Origin of the sequence: Spirillospora sp. NPDC052269 (assembly GCF_040679435.1) — a bacterium.
GTDB lineage: Bacteria > Actinomycetota > Actinomycetes > Streptosporangiales > Streptosporangiaceae > Spirillospora.
In genome coordinates this window covers 468,423-484,197 of the sequence record NZ_JBFAUU010000002.1, presented here as the reverse complement: position 1 = coordinate 484,197, position 15,775 = coordinate 468,423, and the positions used below count along the sequence as shown (strand labels likewise).

14 protein-coding genes are annotated in these 15,775 nt (G+C 70.1%); 9 read left to right on the top strand and 5 right to left on the bottom strand.

Features of this window, described 5'->3' with window-relative positions:
• Positions 1 to 5: 5 nt before the first annotated feature.
• From nuoL to AB0L06_RS05645, 4 genes are read left to right on the top strand one after another with little or no spacing between them, the layout of a single operon-like run.
• Positions 6 to 1,919, top strand: a complete 1,914-nt coding sequence (nuoL, locus tag AB0L06_RS05660) for an NADH-quinone oxidoreductase subunit L (RefSeq protein ID WP_500229717.1) — start codon at positions 6 to 8, stop codon at positions 1,917 to 1,919.
• Positions 1,916 to 3,484, top strand: a complete 1,569-nt coding sequence (locus AB0L06_RS05655; protein ID WP_500229716.1) for an NADH-quinone oxidoreductase subunit M — start codon at positions 1,916 to 1,918, stop codon at positions 3,482 to 3,484. The genes nuoL and AB0L06_RS05655 overlap by 4 nt, the downstream gene beginning before the upstream one ends.
• Positions 3,485 to 3,492: 8 nt before the next feature.
• Positions 3,493 to 5,088: an NADH-quinone oxidoreductase subunit NuoN gene (gene nuoN, locus AB0L06_RS05650; RefSeq protein ID WP_500229877.1), complete on the top strand. Its 1,596-nt coding sequence runs from the start codon at positions 3,493 to 3,495 to the stop codon at positions 5,086 to 5,088.
• A 19-nt stretch (positions 5,089 to 5,107) separates the two neighbouring features.
• Positions 5,108 to 6,103 carry a polyprenyl synthetase family protein gene (locus AB0L06_RS05645; protein WP_500229715.1) on the top strand — a complete coding sequence of 332 codons (996 nt, stop codon included), beginning with the start codon at positions 5,108 to 5,110 and terminating at the stop codon, positions 6,101 to 6,103.
• 160 nt (positions 6,104 to 6,263) lie between these two features.
• Here the strand turns inward: AB0L06_RS05645 and AB0L06_RS05640 are convergent, their stop codons facing one another.
• Together AB0L06_RS05640 and rarD are read right to left on the bottom strand one after the other, a co-directional pair.
• Entirely contained in the window at positions 6,264 to 6,653 is a 390-nt protein-coding gene (locus tag AB0L06_RS05640; protein ID WP_500229714.1) for a hypothetical protein, read from the bottom strand.
• Between the two features lie 194 nt (positions 6,654 to 6,847).
• The gene (gene rarD / locus AB0L06_RS05635) at positions 6,848 to 7,804 is read right to left on the bottom strand and encodes an EamA family transporter RarD (protein WP_500229713.1); all 957 of its coding nucleotides are present in this window, start codon (positions 7,802 to 7,804) and stop codon (positions 6,848 to 6,850) included.
• Between the two features lie 194 nt (positions 7,805 to 7,998).
• On the opposite strand from rarD, the gene msrA reads away from it, so the two are divergent.
• The 4 genes from msrA (at position 7,999) to AB0L06_RS05615 (ending at position 10,485) form a co-directional block, all read left to right on the top strand.
• A complete protein-coding gene (msrA, locus tag AB0L06_RS05630; protein ID WP_500229712.1) occupies positions 7,999 to 8,649 on the top strand; it encodes a peptide-methionine (S)-S-oxide reductase MsrA in 651 nt (216 codons plus the stop codon).
• Between the two features lie 76 nt (positions 8,650 to 8,725).
• Positions 8,726 to 9,100 carry a hypothetical protein gene (locus tag AB0L06_RS05625; protein WP_500229711.1) on the top strand — a complete coding sequence of 125 codons (375 nt, stop codon included), beginning with the start codon at positions 8,726 to 8,728 and terminating at the stop codon, positions 9,098 to 9,100.
• A 167-nt stretch (positions 9,101 to 9,267) separates the two neighbouring features.
• Positions 9,268 to 9,861, top strand: a complete 594-nt coding sequence (locus tag AB0L06_RS05620) for a DUF4291 domain-containing protein (protein ID WP_500229710.1) — start codon at positions 9,268 to 9,270, stop codon at positions 9,859 to 9,861.
• Positions 9,862 to 10,128: 267 nt separating this feature from the next.
• Positions 10,129 to 10,485 carry a hypothetical protein gene (locus tag AB0L06_RS05615; RefSeq protein ID WP_500229709.1) on the top strand — a complete coding sequence of 119 codons (357 nt, stop codon included), beginning with the start codon at positions 10,129 to 10,131 and terminating at the stop codon, positions 10,483 to 10,485.
• 25 nt (positions 10,486 to 10,510) lie between these two features.
• Here the strand turns inward: AB0L06_RS05615 and AB0L06_RS05610 are convergent, their stop codons facing one another.
• Entirely contained in the window at positions 10,511 to 10,828 is a 318-nt protein-coding gene (locus tag AB0L06_RS05610; protein ID WP_500229708.1) for a hypothetical protein, read from the bottom strand.
• Positions 10,829 to 10,974: 146 nt separating this feature from the next.
• Between AB0L06_RS05610 and AB0L06_RS05605 the strand changes: the two genes are divergently transcribed.
• Positions 10,975 to 11,367 (top strand): thioesterase family protein, encoded by a 393-nt coding sequence (locus tag AB0L06_RS05605; protein ID WP_500229707.1) that lies wholly within the window; start codon positions 10,975 to 10,977, stop codon positions 11,365 to 11,367.
• Between the two features lie 435 nt (positions 11,368 to 11,802).
• Here AB0L06_RS05605 and AB0L06_RS05600 read toward each other — a convergent pair whose 3' ends face one another.
• Both AB0L06_RS05600 and AB0L06_RS05595 read right to left on the bottom strand, forming a co-directional pair.
• The gene (locus tag AB0L06_RS05600) at positions 11,803 to 12,738 is read right to left on the bottom strand and encodes an ABC transporter permease (RefSeq protein WP_500229706.1); all 936 of its coding nucleotides are present in this window, start codon (positions 12,736 to 12,738) and stop codon (positions 11,803 to 11,805) included.
• The gene (locus AB0L06_RS05595) at positions 12,735 to 15,677 is read right to left on the bottom strand and encodes an alpha/beta fold hydrolase (RefSeq protein ID WP_500229705.1); all 2,943 of its coding nucleotides are present in this window, start codon (positions 15,675 to 15,677) and stop codon (positions 12,735 to 12,737) included. Before AB0L06_RS05595 ends, AB0L06_RS05600 begins: the two co-directional genes overlap by 4 nt.
• Positions 15,678 to 15,775 lie beyond the last annotated feature (98 nt).

The window sequence follows — 15,775 nt, the reverse complement described above, 5'->3', positions numbered from 1 at the left end:
GGCCAGTGAAAGCGGAAGGGATCCAGGCCGCGGCCTGGTTGCTCATCGCGTTCCCGCTGCTCGGGGCGGCGGTCCTCCTGCTCGGAGGACGCCGCACCGACCGGTGGGGACATCTCCTCGGCGTCGCGATGTCACTCGCGTCGTTCGCCGTCGGCGCCGGGATGTTCGTCCAGATGCTCGGCTACGACGACGCCGAGCGCCGTCGCACGCTGCACCTGTGGAACTTCTTCGACGTCGGCTCGCTGCACGTCGGGATGGACCTGCTGGTCGACCCGCTGTCGATCAGCTTCGTGCTGCTGATCACGGGCGTCGGCTCGCTGATCCACATCTACTCGATGGGCTACATGGCCCATGACGAGGACCGGCGGAGGTTCTTCGCCTACCTCAACCTGTTCGTCGCGGCGATGCTCACGCTGGTGCTCGGCGCGAACTACGTCGTGCTGTTCCTCGGCTGGGAGGGCGTGGGTCTCGCGTCCTACCTGCTGATCGGGTTCTGGCAGTTCAAGCCGACCGCCGCGGTCGCCGCGAAGAAGGCGTTCGTGGTGAACCGCGTCGGCGACCTCGGCCTGGTCACCGCGATCATGCTGATGTTCGCCACGTTCAACTCGGTCGACTTCACCACGATCCTCGGCACGGGCGCGGAGCACGTGGGCCTGGCGGCGAAGCTGACGTCCGGCACCGCGACCGCGCTCGGGCTGCTGCTCCTGCTCGGCGCGTGCGGCAAGTCGGCGCAGCTCCCGCTGCAGTCCTGGCTGCTGGACGCGATGGAGGGCCCGACCCCCGTGTCGGCGCTGATCCACGCGGCGACCATGGTCACCGCGGGCGTCTACCTGATCGTCCGGTCCGCCCCGATCTTCGAGATGTCGCCGGACGCCCAGATGGTCGTGACCATCGTCGGCGCGGCCACGCTGCTCGCCGGTGCGATCATCGGGTCCGGCAAGGACGACATCAAGAAGGCGCTGGCCGGCTCGACGATGTCGCAGATCGGCTACATGACCCTCGCCGCCGGGCTGGGAACGCCCGGCTACGCCCTGGCCATCGCGCACCTCATCGCGCACGGCTTCTTCAAGGCGGGCCTGTTCCTCGGCGCCGGGTCGGTCATGCACGCGACCGGCGACGACGTGAACATGCGGCACTACGGCGCGCTCCGCAAGGTCATGTACGTGACCTACGGGACGTTCGGTCTCGGCTACCTCGCGATCATCGGGTGCCCGCCGTTCTCCGGCTACTTCACCAAGGACGGGATCATCGAGGCCGCCTACAACAAGGGCGGGACGTCCGGGGCGATCCTCGGCACGTGCGCGCTGGTGGGCGCCGGCATCACGGCCTACTACATGTCGCGTGTGATGATCATGACGTTCTTCGGCGAGAAGCGCTGGCAGGAGGGCGTCCACCCGCACGAGTCGCCGAAGGTGATGACCATCCCGCTGATCCTGCTGGCCGTCGGGTCGGTGTTCGCGGGCGGGTTCCTGGTCCTCGGCGGGTTCTCCGACTTCCTGGCCCCCGTGGTCGGGACGCCGGAGGAGGAGCACTTCAACCCGGTGAGCGCGCCGGGCGTCGCGACGTTCGTCCTGATGATCGTCGGCGTCGCGATCGCGTGGCGGCAGTACGGGGCGCGGCCGGTTCCGCTCGAGGCCCCGGCCGGGTCCTTCCTCACCCGCGCCGCGCGCCGCGACCTCTACGGGGACGCCATCAACGAGTCGCTGCTGATGCGGCCCGGCCAGTGGCTGACCCGGCTCGCCGTCTGGTTCGACAACCGAGGCGTGGACGGCGCGGTGAACGGCATCGCCGCCGGCGTCGGCGGGACGTCCGGCCGGATCCGGCGGATCCAGACCGGGTACGCCCGCTCCTACGCCCTCTCGATGTACCTCGGCGCGGCGATCGTGGTCGCCGCCCTCCTGGTGGTGAACGTCTCATGACCGACTTCCCCTGGCTGACCGTCCTCATCGCGCTGCCCGCCGTGGGCGCGCTGCTGGTGGGGCTGCTGCCGCGCGAGAACGAGAGCCTGGCCAAGCAGGCCGCGCTCGGGATCTCGGTGGTCGAGGCCGTCCTGGCGATCGTGATGACGACCGCCTTCAAGACCGGCGGCGACCGCTTCCAGTTCCAAGAGAAGTACTGGTGGATCAAGCAGTTCGGCGTGCACTGGGCCGTCGGCGTCGACGGCGTCGCGCTGGTGCTCGTGCTGCTGTCGGTGATCCTCGTCCCGCTCGTGATCATCGCGAGCTGGGACGAGGCGGGTCGCTCCGGCGGCACCGACACCCCCCCGAAGCGCTCCGCGAAGATCTACTTCGCGCTGCTGCTGGCGCTCGAGGCGATGATGGTCGGCGTCTTCGCGGCGACCGACGTCTTCCTCTTCTACGTCTTCTTCGAGGCGATGCTCATCCCGGTGTACTTCATCATCGGGTCCTACGGCGGTCCGCAGCGGTCCTACGCGGCCGTGAAGTTCCTGCTGTACTCGCTGTTCGGCGGGCTGCTGATGCTCGTCTCCGTCATCTGGCTGTACCCGCTGTCGCAGGAGCAGCTCGGCCACGGCACGTTCATGTTCGAAGAACTGAACAAGATGCAGCACGTGGACGGCATGACCGCCAAGTGGCTGTTCCTCGGCTTCTTCGTCGCGTTCGCGATCAAGGCGCCGATGGTGCCCGTCCACACCTGGCTGCCCGACGCGGCCGCGCAGGCCCCGGCGGGCGCCCTGGTGCTCGTCGTGGGCGTGCTGGACAAGGTCGGCACCTACGGCATGCTGCGGTTCTGCCTGGAGCTGTTCCCCGGCGCGGCCAAGTGGGCGACCCCGGTCGTCCTCGCGTTCGCGGTGATCAGCATCGTGTACGGCGCGGTCCTGGCGATCGGGCAGGTCGACCTGAAGCGCCTGGTGGCCTACACCTCGGTGTCGCACTTCGGGTTCATCGTGCTCGGCATCTTCGCCATGACCTCGCAGGGCCAGTCCGGCGCGACGCTGTACATGGTGAACCACGGGTTCTCGACCGGCGCGCTGTTCCTGCTGGTCGGCTTCATGATCGCGCGGCGGAAGTCGGCGCGGATCGACGCGTTCGGCGGTGTGCAGAAGGTGGCCCCGGTGCTCGCCGGGACGTTCCTGGTGGCGGGCCTGTCCGGGCTGTCGCTGCCGGGACTGTCCACCTTCGTGTCCGAGCTGATGGTGCTGATCGGCACCTTCAGCAGGCACCGCCTGCCGGCCGTGCTCGCCGCGTCCGGGATCGTGCTCGCCGCGATCTACATCCTGTGGACCTACCAGCGGACCATGGGCGGACCCGCCCGCGAGGAGGTCAAGGGCATGCCCGACCTCTCCCTGCGGGAGAAGGTCGCCGTCGCCCCGATCATCGCGATCATCGTGGCGATGGGCCTGTTCCCCCAGCCGGTGCTCAAGGCCATCAACCCGTCGGTCGACAAGGGCCTGAGCCGGGTGCAGGTCCAGGACCCGGCCCCGAAGATCAACGGTAACGTCGCCGAGAACGGAGCCCGGCCGTGAGCGTGTCAATGGTCGCCGCGGGACTCGCGGCAGCCCCGTCCGGCGTGGAGAAATTCCCCAGCCCGATCATCGAGTACCGGCAGCTCGCGCCGATGCTGATCGTGTTCGGCGTGGCGCTCGCCGGGGTGCTGGTGGAGGCGTTCGTCAACCGGAGCCTCCGGTACTACGTGCAGGCCCCGCTCGCCGGGGTCGGCCTGATCGCCGGCTTCCTCTGGACGGTCTACCTGGCCGGTGGGTTCAACTGGATCGGCCTGCACCACGACCCGTCGTTCCACGCCGCGGCGATGGGCGCGATCGGCCTGGACGGCCCGACCCTGCTGATCCAGGGCACCATCCTCGTGCTGGCGACTCTGTCGCTGCTGCTCATCGCCGAGCGGCGGCACGCCAGCTTCACCGCGCAGGCGGCGGCGCTGCCCGGCACGGAGGCCGAGCAGGAGACGATGGCGGCCGGGATCACCCAGACCGAGGTGTTCCCGCTGATGCTGTTCGCGGTCGGGGGCATGCTGATGTTCCCCGCCTCGAACGACCTGCTGACGATGTTCGTCGCGCTGGAGATCATGTCGCTGCCGCTGTACCTGCTGTGCGGCCTGGCCCGGCGCCGCCGCCTGCTGTCGCAGGAGGCCGCGGTCAAGTACTTCCTGCTCGGCGCGTTCTCCTCGGCGTTCTTCCTGTACGGGACGGCGCTGCTGTACGGCTACGCCGGCTCGGTGCGGCTGGCGGACATCTCCACGCAGCTCGGCAAGGACGCCGGCAGTGAGACGCTGATGCTCGCGGGCGTGGCGCTGCTGTCGGTCGGCCTGCTGTTCAAGATCGGCGCTGTGCCGTTCCACATGTGGAAGCCGGACGTCTACCAGGGCGCCCCGACCCCGGTCACCGCGCTGATGGCGTCCTGCACGCTCGTCGCGGGGTTCGGCGCGCTGATGCGCGTCTACTACGTCGGGTTCGAGACGCTCCGCTGGGACTGGCGGCCGTTCACCTGGGGTGTGGCGATTCTCACGATGGTCGTCGGCGCGATCATCGCGATCACCCAGACCGACCTGAAGCGGCTGCTGGCCTACTCGTCCATCGCGCACGCCGGTTTCCTGCTCACCGGGATCGTCGCGGTGACGCGGGACGGCCTTGCGGGCGCGCTGTTCTACCTGGTCGCCTACGGCTTCACCACGGTCGGCGCGTTCGCGGTGATCACGATGGTCCGGGACGGCGGAGGCGAGGCGGCGCACCTGTCCAGGTGGGCCGGGCTGGGCCGGAAGTCCCCGGTGGTGGCGGGCGTTTTCTCCTTCTTCCTGCTAGCCTTCGCCGGAATTCCGTTGACGTCCGGCTTCACGGGGAAGTTCGCGGTCTTCAAGGCGGCGGTCGAGGGACACGCGACCCCGCTGGTGGTCGTCGGCGTCCTGTCGTCGGCGGTCGCGGCGTTCTTCTACGTCCGGGTCATCGTGGTGATGTTCTTCAGCGAGCCCGAGGCGGACGGTCCGACCGTGGTCGCGGGCCCGATGACCGCGGCTGCCGTGGCGCTCGGCGTGGCGGCTACTGTGGTACTCGGCGTCCTGCCCCAGCCCATGCTGGATCTGGCGGGACACGCCGCGACACAGATGTTCGTCCGGTAGTGCTCCGTAGGGGGTTTGGGTGAGTAGCGCCGTTCCGTTCGGTCTGCCCGATGGGCTGACCTCAGATGTGCGGGAGCGGCTCGCCGCGGTGGAGGAGCTGTTGCTCTCCTCCGTGCAGGGCGAGGATCCGCTGCTCTCCGAGGCCTCCAAGCACCTCGTCGATGCGGGGGGCAAGCGGTTCCGGCCGATGCTGGTGCTGCTCGCCTCCCACTTCGGCTCCCCGGAGGCGCCGGGCGTCGTCCCGGCCGCCGTCGTCGTCGAGCTGACCCACCTGGCGACGCTCTACCACGACGACGTGATGGACGAGGCGACCGTCCGGCGCGGGCAGGAGTCGGCGAACTCGCGGTGGACCAACACCGTCGCGATCCTCACCGGCGACTACCTGTTCGCGCGGGCCTCGGACCTGCTGGCCGACCTCGGTCCCGAGGCCGTCCGGATCCAGGCGCGCGCGTTCGCCCGGCTCGTCCGCGGCCAGATCCAGGAGACCGTGGGCCCCGCCGAGGGCGTCGACCCGCTCAAGCACTACCTGTCGGTCATGGCCGACAAGACCGGCTCGCTGATCGCCGTCTCCGGCCAGTTCGGCGCGCTGCTCGCCGGCGCCTCTCCCGCGGTCGTGGACACCATCACGTCCGCGTGCGAGAAGATCGGCATCGCCTTCCAGTTGTCCGACGACATCCTCGACATCGCGTCCGAGACCGAGGAGTCGGGCAAGACGCCCGGCACCGACCTGCGCGAGGGCATCCGCACGCTTCCGATGCACCTGGTGCTGGAGGGCGTCGGCTCCGGGCCGGACGACGAGCGGCTCCGCGAGCTGCTGGTCACCGACCTCACCGACGACGTCCTGCACGCCGAGGCGCTCGCGCTGCTGCGCGCCCACCCGGCGATGGAGCGGGCTCGCGCCGACATGCGCTCCTGGGCCGAGGACGCGCGCGCCGAGCTGCTCACGCTCCCGGACATCCCGGCGCGGGACGCCTTCATCGGCCTCTGCGACTACGTCGTCTCCCGCACCGGCTGACGCTCCGGTTCCCGTTCATGGACATGAGAAAGGCCCTCCGAGGAGGGCCTTTCCTCTTGCTCGGGGGGCTCGGTTCACGCGCGGAATCCGAGCTCGAGCGTCGAGGCGGTGCGCGGGGGCTTCAGCGGACGCCGGGCTCGCGTGGGGGCTTGCGTGGGGCTCAGCGGACGCCGGGCGTCAGCGGCGAGGGGATCACGGCGGGCCACGGCTTGTTCGAGACGCGGACCTTGGTGACCAGGGCGCGGCCTCCGCAGTGCGCCGTCACCTTGTAGTTGCCGGACTTCACACCGTGCTTCACGACCACCTTGGCCTGGCCGTTGGCACCCTTGCCGTAGACGGTGGCGTCCTTGGCGAACGCCTTCGAGTGCACCCAGTGGCGGCTCTTGCCGACCGGGCACTTCAGGATGTCGATCCGGATGTGCTGCCCGGGCTGCGCGACGGAGGGGTTGAAGATGACGTCGCGGGACGCGGCGGTGGCACCCGAGACCGGGGCGAGTAGACCGGCTCCGACAATGGCCGTTCCGACGACGGCCGTGCTGAGCAGACGCAACCGGGGGCTCCTCGGGGGATGGGGAGTTGGATGGCTTCAGGGTGTGATCTCCCGCACTCTAGCGGGTGCAGGCATCTCACTCTATAGACAGGTTTAATCCGCCGAAGGTTGACGGTTCGCTCAGGAAATTTTCAGGGTTTTCCCTACCTGCCGCGCGCCATCCGCATCGTCCGAGGTCAGGCGGAGGGGCCGCGTCAGGTGGCGGGCTCGGCGACCGGGTCGCTTCCGCTGGGCGCGGGCACGGCCGTCGTCGAAGGCGCGGCTGCGGGCTCAGGAGCCGCCGACTGGCGGGCGAGGCGGCGGGTTCGGCGTCCGGTGAGCAGACCGTCCACGGTGAGGACGATCAGCGCGGCCCAGACGAGCAGGAACCCGGCCCAGCGGCTCGCGGGCATCTCCTCGTGCTGCACGAACAGGCCGATGAGGAACTGCAGGATGGGCGCGAGGTACTGGAGCAGTCCGATGGTGCTCATCGGCACCCGCACCGCCGAGGCGTTGAACAGCAGCAGCGGGATCGCCGTCACGACGCCCGACAGGGCGAGCAGCGCCATGTTCCCGGATCCGTGGTGGCCGAACGACGCCGTCCCGTGCGCCTGCAGGACGATCGACACCGCGGCCGCCGGGACGAACATGACCGTCGTCTCCACCGCGAGGCCCTCCGCGGACGGCATGGACACGAACTTCTTCAGCAGCCCGTAGACGCCGAACGAGCACGCGAGGGTCAGCGCGATGTAGGGGAGCCGTCCGTAGTCCACCGTCAGGACGGCGACCGCCGCCGTTCCGAGGCCGACCGCGACCCACTGCCACCGGCGAAGCCGCTCCCGGAAGATGAACACCCCGAACAGGATGCTGATCAGCGGGTTGATGAAGTAGCCGAGGGACGCCTCGATCGTCTTCCCGGTGTTCACCGCGTAGATGTAGACGCACCAGTTGATCGAGATGAACACGGACGCGAGCGCGAGCAGTCCGATCTTCCTGCGGTCCAGCGTCCGGATCCAGGACCAGTTGCGTCCCACCGCGAGGATCGCCAGGAACGCCACCAGCGACCACATGATGCGGTGCGAAACGATCTCCACCGCGGTGGCGGGCTTCAGCAGAGGCCAGTAGAGGGGGAACAGCCCCCAGAGAACGTACGCAGCGACACCGAATACCAAACCCCGACGGTTGACCACAAAAGGCACGCTATCAGCACGTAAGCAGTCAATCTAGGTGACACTGATGACTGCGAACGGGGTCACAGAGGGACGAGGGACACGGTCCGACCGGCGGTGCGTGCCCAGATCGAACGGAATCCTTACGGCGACCGCGCGACCGACGATCCCGGCGACGCGGACGTAGTCTGAGAGACATGTTCGGCTTCGCGAAGACCCAGATGGTCGCCCCTGAGAGGGCCCTGCCCGGCCGGGACGAGCCGATGCCCGTCCCGTCCCGCCACGAGGTCCTGGGCACCCCGCTCACCCCGCCCTACCCCGGCCACGCCGAGACCGCCGACTTCGCCCTCGGCTGCTTCTGGGGCGCCGAGCGCAAGTTCTGGCAGACCGAAGGCGTGATCACCACCGCTGCGGGCTACCAGGGCGGCCACACCCCCAACCCCACCTACGAAGAGGTCTGCTCAGGCCAGACAGGCCACACCGAGGCCGTCCGCGTCGTCTACGACCCGGCCAAGGTCTCCTACGAGACCCTCCTCAAGGTCTTCTGGGAGTCCCACGACCCCACCCAGGGCATGCGCCAGGGCAACGACGTCGGCACCCAGTACCGCTCGGCGATCTTCACCCACACCGAGGCCCAGCAGGCCCAGGCCGAAGCCTCCAGGGCCGCCTACCAGCAGACCCTCACCGCCGCCGGCTACCCCGAGATCACCACCGAGATCACCAAGGCCCCGCCCTTCTACTTCGCCGAGCCCTACCACCAGCAGTACCTCCACAAGGTTCCCAACGGCTACTGCGGCCTCGGCGGCACCGGCCTGAGCTGTCCCGTGGGAGTGGCCTCCGTCGAGTGAAGACGAGACGGATCGCCTGCTTCGCGCGCTCACGGACGAGGGCAGGGGGGCGATCGCACTCCTTGACCTGCAGGTCTTGACGCGAGAGAACGCCGGGCGGCGCTTCAAGGCCAGTGAGCCGACCTACGGCGTCCTCAACTGCCTGCGCGACTGGGAGATCCTGATCTCCCGTATGGAAGAGGGCCGGCCTCGCCAGGAGCGCTACATGGTGCACGTGTACCTGAACGATCTGGATGTCAGAGGAAGCATTGAGGACTTCCTCGACGACATGCCGTCGTCCCTGCGCAGCAAGGTGGGTCGTTGCCTGGAGCAGCTCGACGCGCGCTTCCGGGCTGTCACCCGCGAAGACGGCGGGGCGGAGCTGTCGCAGTACTCGCGCCCTTTGGCTGAGGGGCGTGAAGTTCGCTGGTGGTGGACTCGCCGCCCCATCGAGCTGCCGCCCGGGTGGTGAATGACCGTCCGGCAGTCGCGAAGGGCGCCTGCCAGGTCGGGGCATCGGTTGCTCACGGGTTGCCGTTCGGTGGGTGGCCGGGCCTGGCCGGAACGGGCCGGGCGCGAACCGTGCGGCGGTGGATAATCGGTGGCTGATCGTCCACGGCGGGCCTCACCATCGACGTCATGGAAGAACCACTGCACCGAATCCGTGCTCTGCACACGGCGTCCACGATCATCGTCTACCAGGCGTACGCCCCCGAGATCGGGCTGGCGGCAGCGCGCGAAGGCGGGTTCCCCGCGTCCTGGAAGCGGGATCGGATGACGTGGATCAAGCCGTCCTTCCTGTGGATGATGTACCGCTGCGGTTGGGGCACGAAGTCGGGGCAGGAGACCGTCCTCGCCGTCGAGATCACCCGCGATGGCTTCGAGTGGGCCGTCCGCCACGCGTGCCTTTCGCACTACGTGTCGGGATTGCACGCGGATCGCGACGCCTGGCGGCGCCAGCTCAAGAGCGCACCGGCCCGCGTCCAGTGGGACCCCGAACGCGATCTGCACCTGCGCCCCCTGCCCCACCGCTCCCTGCAACTGGGCCTGTCCGGTGAGGCCACACGACGTTACGCGGACGAATGGATCGTCTCCATCAACGACGTGACACCCCTCGCCCGCGAGATCCGCGCGCTCGTCGGCAACCGTGACCTGGACGCTGCCGCTCGACTCCTGCCACAGGAGTCTCCGTATCCCTCCGGAAACGACCTCCTGACACATCTCGGCGCATGAACCCGCGAACGGACAAGGCCGGTTGGTACGGAGTTCGCTGCTTGTTCCGTTGGCCGCAGGAAGCGGGGCGGCCTTACGAGGAGAGCGTCACCGTGTGGCGGGCGACGTCCTTCGACGACGCGGTGGCGAGAGCGGAATCCGCGGCGCGCGAGCAGGCCAGGACGACATCGCGCTGACCGACTCATGAGCTGTTCGTTGTGTGGGTGTGGGGGCGGCTGAGTGAGTGGGTTTGGGGAGATTCCTGACGTTCCGGCGTCGGTGTTGCGGTTGGCGGAGACACTGGTGCTGCTGGCCGCGTCGCCTTCGGAGCAGATCGCCTGGTGCGCGCGGCATGAGTGGAGCGTGGACGAGCTCGGACTGGATTTCGACTGGGCGACGAGCTGGGTCGTCCGGAGCGTCGACGAACGTGCCCCCGGGCTGTTGTCGGACGCTCTGAAGGACGAGCTGCGGGCGATCGACGGGCTGCTGAGCGAGGTGAGCGGCCGGGACGGCACGGCGCGATGGAGCGCCGAGGGGCTGGCCGAGGGTGCGCCGTGGGCGGAGGTTCGGCGGATGGCCGGCCAGGCGCTTGACGAGATCGCCTTGCTCTACCTGGTCGGTATTCCGGATCCCAAAGAGCTCTAGCGGGCGTCCGGCGGCGGGTTCTTGGTCAGCCTGGGCCGCCTTGGGTGGCGGCCCACCACCAGAGCCAGATCAGCCAAATGGTGGTGAGCACGCCTAGGAGCAGTGGCCAGTTGAATCCGGCCTTCCTGGCAGTTCGCTTGTGTGCCATGGGTGCTTCGCGTCCTTCCCTTGGGTGGGCGGGGACGGCCTCGTGCGTGCGCGCGGGTGCGCGCGTGGGCGCGGCGCTTGCGAAGAGGCGGCGCTGGGCGAGGAACGCCGCGACGGCCACCGCGACGGCGGCGGCGACTCCGGTGAGCAGCGGCCAGTTGTGCGCCGCCCTCCCGCCGGTTCGTCGGCGAACCATGAGCGCCTCGCTTCCTCTCCCCGTCAACGGGGAAGATGCGGCGAAGGTGGGGGTCGGTAACCTCACGGCCGCGCAAAGTAATTGTGGCCGCGGCGGGAGGGGCGGGCGGTGGCTCGAGGGCACGCGAATTCGGGCACATTGTGACCATGACGGATTCTGGCCTGCGGGTTGAACTGCACCTCGAGGTGACTCTGGGGGATACGGCCGTCGTCGTCGGTTCCGGAGATGTTCCTGTTCTGGCGACGCCCCGATTGGTGGCGCTGTTCGAGGCGGCCACAGTGCGGGCGCTTGAGGGACGGCTCGACGTGACGGAGACGTCGGTAGGGACGCGGGTGGAGATCGATCACCTGGTGGCGAGCCCGGTGGGGGCACTGGTGGCGATCGTCGCCGAGCTGAGCGAGCGGGACGGGCGGCGGGTGATGTTCGACGTCCGGGCCGTGGGGGAGGACGGAACGCTGCTGGCCACCGGGCGGGTGCAGCGCGCCGTGGTGGACCGGGAGCGGTTCCTGGCGCGGCTCGAGCGGGCGGACGAGGGGTAGCGGCGGGGCGCTGGAGGGCGTGTTCGCGTTCAGCGAACAGGAGACGGCGGAGCGCCGGGCCCCTCAGGTGAGGGGATCCGGCGCTCGGCTCGGTGGTTCCGCCTGAGGCGGAAGGCTGATGTCAGTACGGCAGGAGGCGGCCCGAGGGCGTCCTGAGGTCGAGCGGGCTCGGTTGACGTGGGGGTCGCGGGCGTTTGACGAGCTGCTGCCGTGCCATGGTGATCATCTCCCCCGTCGGGCCGGGTTTAACCCGTTCGATCGAGCCGATGTCGCGCTCACCTCGTTCGACGTGACCGCCGAACGCGAGGTTCGATGAGCTTATGCGACGCCCTCTGCGCCGTTCGACCGATTTTTCGGAAGTCGGTCGTGTCCTGCGCGGTGGGAAGGTGACCCAGGGGAGGGGGTGAAGATCGTTTCGGTTGTTCTCCGCAGGGGTCAGGAGACGATGTCGCGGTTGCGGAAGCGGCGGAACGCCAGGGCCAGCAGGACGAGGCCGTAGGCGACCGAGAGCGCGGTGCCCTTGATCATGCCGGTCCACTGGATCTGCGGCTGGAGGGCGTCCGTCCACGCGTACATCCAGTGGGTGGGCAGGAAGTCGCGCCAGCCGCCGAGCGCGGTCACGGCGTCCAGGATGTTGCTGACGATCACCAGGCCGACCGCGCCGCCGACCGCGCCGAGCGGGGAGTCGGTCATGACCGACAGCAGGAACGCCAGCGCCGCCACCACCAGCTCGCTGAGCAGGGCGTACGCGACGACGATCGCCATGCGGCCGAGCGCGGTGCCGACCGGGACGGTGCCGCCGGTCGGCAGCCGGACGTCGTGCCAGCCGAACGCGACGGCACCGGCGACCAGGGACATCAGCGGCAGGCTGACGACGGCGACGGTCGCGTAGGCGAGTCCGACGATCAGCTTCTGGCGGAGCAGCCGGGCGCGCGGGACGGGAGCGGCGAGCAGGTAGCGCAGCGACGACCAGCTCGCCTCGCTCGCGACGGTGTCGCCGCAGAACAGCGCCACCGCGACGACCAGCAGGAAGCCCGCCGACACGAACAGGGTGAACAGCGCGAAGTTCAGCGCGCCCGCGGTCGCCACGTCCACCAGCCCGGGTGCGCCCTGCCGGGACGAGTCACCGCCGATCTTGAACGCGGCGACCAGCACCCAGGGCAGGACGAGCAGGATCGCGAACGCCAGCAGTGTCCGGCGGCGCCGGAACTGCCGGATCGCCTCGACGCGCAGCGGCAGCGTCCGCCCGACCGCGTACCCGGTGGACGAACCGTCCGCCGCGTGCGGAGCGATCGGGGTTTCGGGCGTTGCCTGGACGGTGGTTTCGGACGGGGAGGGCGCGCTGCCGTTGAGGGGTGCGGTTCCGGTCATGATCCCTCTCCGATGATCTCCAGGAACGCGTCCTCCAGGCGGCGTCCGGCGCCGGTGAGCTCGCTGACCGGGCCCGCCGCGACGCGCCGTCCCCCGGCCATGACCACCGCGTGCGTGCAGCTCTGCTCGACCTCGGCGAGCAGGTGGCTGGACACGATCACGGTCCGGCCGGCCGCGGCGTACCGCACCAGCACCTCGCGCATCTCGCGGATCTGCGGCGGGTCGAGGCCGTTGGTCGGCTCGTCCAGGACGAGCAGGTCCGGCAGGCCGAGCATGGCCTGCGCGATGGCGAGGCGCTGCCGCATGCCCTGCGAGTAGGTGCGGACGGTCCGGTCGAGCGCCGCGCCGAGGTCCGCGATCTCCAGGGCCTCCTCGAGATGCGCGGATCCGGCCGGACGGCCCGTCGCCCGCCAGTACAGGTCGAGGTTGTCGCGCCCGGACAGGTGCGGCAGGAACCCCGGCCCCTCGACGAACGACCCGAGCCGCGACAGCACCGGCGCGCCCGGCGTCACCCGGTGCCCGAAGATCCGGATCTCACCCTCGTCCGGGTGGATCAGCCCCATCAGCATGCGCAGCGTCGTGGTCTTCCCCGCGCCGTTCGGCCCCAGCAGCCCGAGCACCTGCCCGCGCTCGACCCGGAACGACAAGTCGGACACCGCCCGGTACCCGTTCGCGTAGGCCTTGGTCAGCCCACTGATCTGCAGCGGCACCTCGGCCAGCCCCGGATCGAACGCGGCACCGGCGGACCGTCGCTCCAGCCCGTCCCCGCCCGCCCGGGAGCCGCCGCGCGACACGGCAGCGTCCGCCTGTGTGTCGTCGCTTGGGACAGCGCTGGCGTTCGCCTTTGCGTCGCTGTTGGGGACGGCGCTCGGCGGTGAGCCGTTGTTGGAGACTGACCCGTTCTCCTGTGTCTCGGCGATGGCAGGAGGCTTGGCCGGTGACGAGGCGGTGGCCTGGTCGGCCTGCGGTGCGGTGCCCGCAGTGGCCTCCTCGGCTCGCGCCTTGGTGCTTGTGGCGGCTTCGCCTGTGCGTGGGACGGCGCCTGTGGCGGGGATCGGGAGGGATGGCTTTCTGCGACCGGTGAGGAGGATCCCGGCGGCGACCGCGGCGGCGGCCAGGGGGAGGGCCCAGACCCACGCGGGCAGCGGGGCCGCCGGAGTGCGCAGGGACGGGACGGACGGGACGGTGATGCCCGACGTGGCCGCGATCGTGTACGCGGCGGGCCGGGGCGGCGTCGCGAAGCCCATGTCGGTCGTCGAGACCATGATGCGGATGCGGTGGCCCGCCTCGAAGCGGTAGTCCAGCGCGGGCAGCGTGACGGTCACGTCGTCCGGTGAGGACACGTGGAAGGGCGCGGCGAGCCGCCGGGCCTGGGTCGCGCCCCCGCCCGGAGCCACGTCGTAGAGCTTGGCGAACAGCGACGCGCCGTCCGACCCCATGCCTGTGACCTTGAGATGCACGGATGCGGCTCCCGTGAGCTGGACCGCCCCAGTGAGCGCAGGCGTGTCGAACACGGCCGACTGGCCCGGGACGTCCAGCGCGAAGCCGCCCCCGCCGCCCGCGCCGCCGCCGCCAGCGCCGCCGTCGCTGCTGCCGCCACCGTCACCGCCGCTGCCCATGACCTGGCCGCCGAGTGAGCCCAGCGCTTCCAGGCCGCCGAGGCCGGGCAGTGCGGAGATCGACGCAGGGGTGCCGCCCGCCGGGTTGTGGACGGTCTGCGCCGCTCCTGTCAGCGGCAGCGTCCGCGAGTTCGCCGACAGGCCCGGATACGTCCCGGTGGACGCGGCGCGCACGACCACACGCTGGCTGGACGAGTCGATACCGCCCGCACGCGTCACGGTGAACCCGTCACCGACCGCCCCGCCACCGCGCGAGTCGGCCGTGCCGCCGCCACCGCGCGAGCCGACCGCCGCGCCGCCGGTGGGGCCGGAGGCCGGTCTGCCGTTCTTCAGGTAGGTGTCGAACCAGGTGCGTACATAGCCCTCCAGTCGGCTCGTCTCGGGATCGCCGCCATCATGTCCCCCCTGATACCAAACGGTTCGCACGGGCGAATCGTTGTGGGCGATCGCGCGTGCGTTCGCGTCCGCCTGGTCCAGTGGGAACAATGAGTCGGATTGTCCCTGGATGAGTAGCGAGGGAACCCGGATTCGGTCAGCCACGGACGCCGGACTCGACGCGGCCAGAATGCGCACGGCCTCCTGCGTCGGACGTCCGGACTCGGCGACCTGCTGGTACATCGTGCACAGCGAGGGCAGGAAGCGGCCGCAGGCCGAGCCCCCCGCGCCGCTGGTGAAGAAGAGCCCGGCCCACAGCTTCTTGAAGACGCCGGTCTCCGGGCCCCGGCCGTCGGCGTTGGGGAAGAAGACGTCGGGCAGGCTGTTCCAGGTGATGCGCGGGGCGATCGCGTCGACGCGGCGGTCGTATCCGGCGGTCATCAGCGCGATCGCGCCGCCGTAGGACTCGCCGGTCATGCCCACACGCGGGTCGCCCGGGCCGTCCAACTGGACCTCGGGACGGCGCGAGAGCCAGTCGATCAGCTGCCGGACGTCCTTGACCTCGTAGTCGGGGGAGTCCAGCGCGATCTGACCGGTCGAGCGGCCGAAACCGCGCGCCGACCAGGTCAGGACCGCGTACCCGTCGCGGGCCAGCCGCCGCGCCTCGGCGCGCATGTCGTCCTTGGTGCCGCCGAACCCGTGGCCGAGCAGGATCGCCGGGGAGCGCCCGCTCCCGGCCGGACGGTAGAACGCCGTGTCCAGCCGGACGTGCTGGTCGTCGTGCGGGCCGTCCAGCACGGAGATCCACTGGTCGGACGAGGCGACGGCCCGTCCGTCCGACACGCCGACGCCGTAGGCCAGCCCGCCCGCTGCGACCAGGGCCGCGACGCCTCCGGCGGCCACCCAGCGTCGTCCCGGGCCTCCGATGGCCGCCCAGCGTCGCACGAATCCCCCTCCCACCCGCATATCCGGCAGACTACGTGGCGGTCCGCGCCGGTCGCTCGGCCGTTGGTCCAAATTGATCATGCGCCCGGTGACGTACT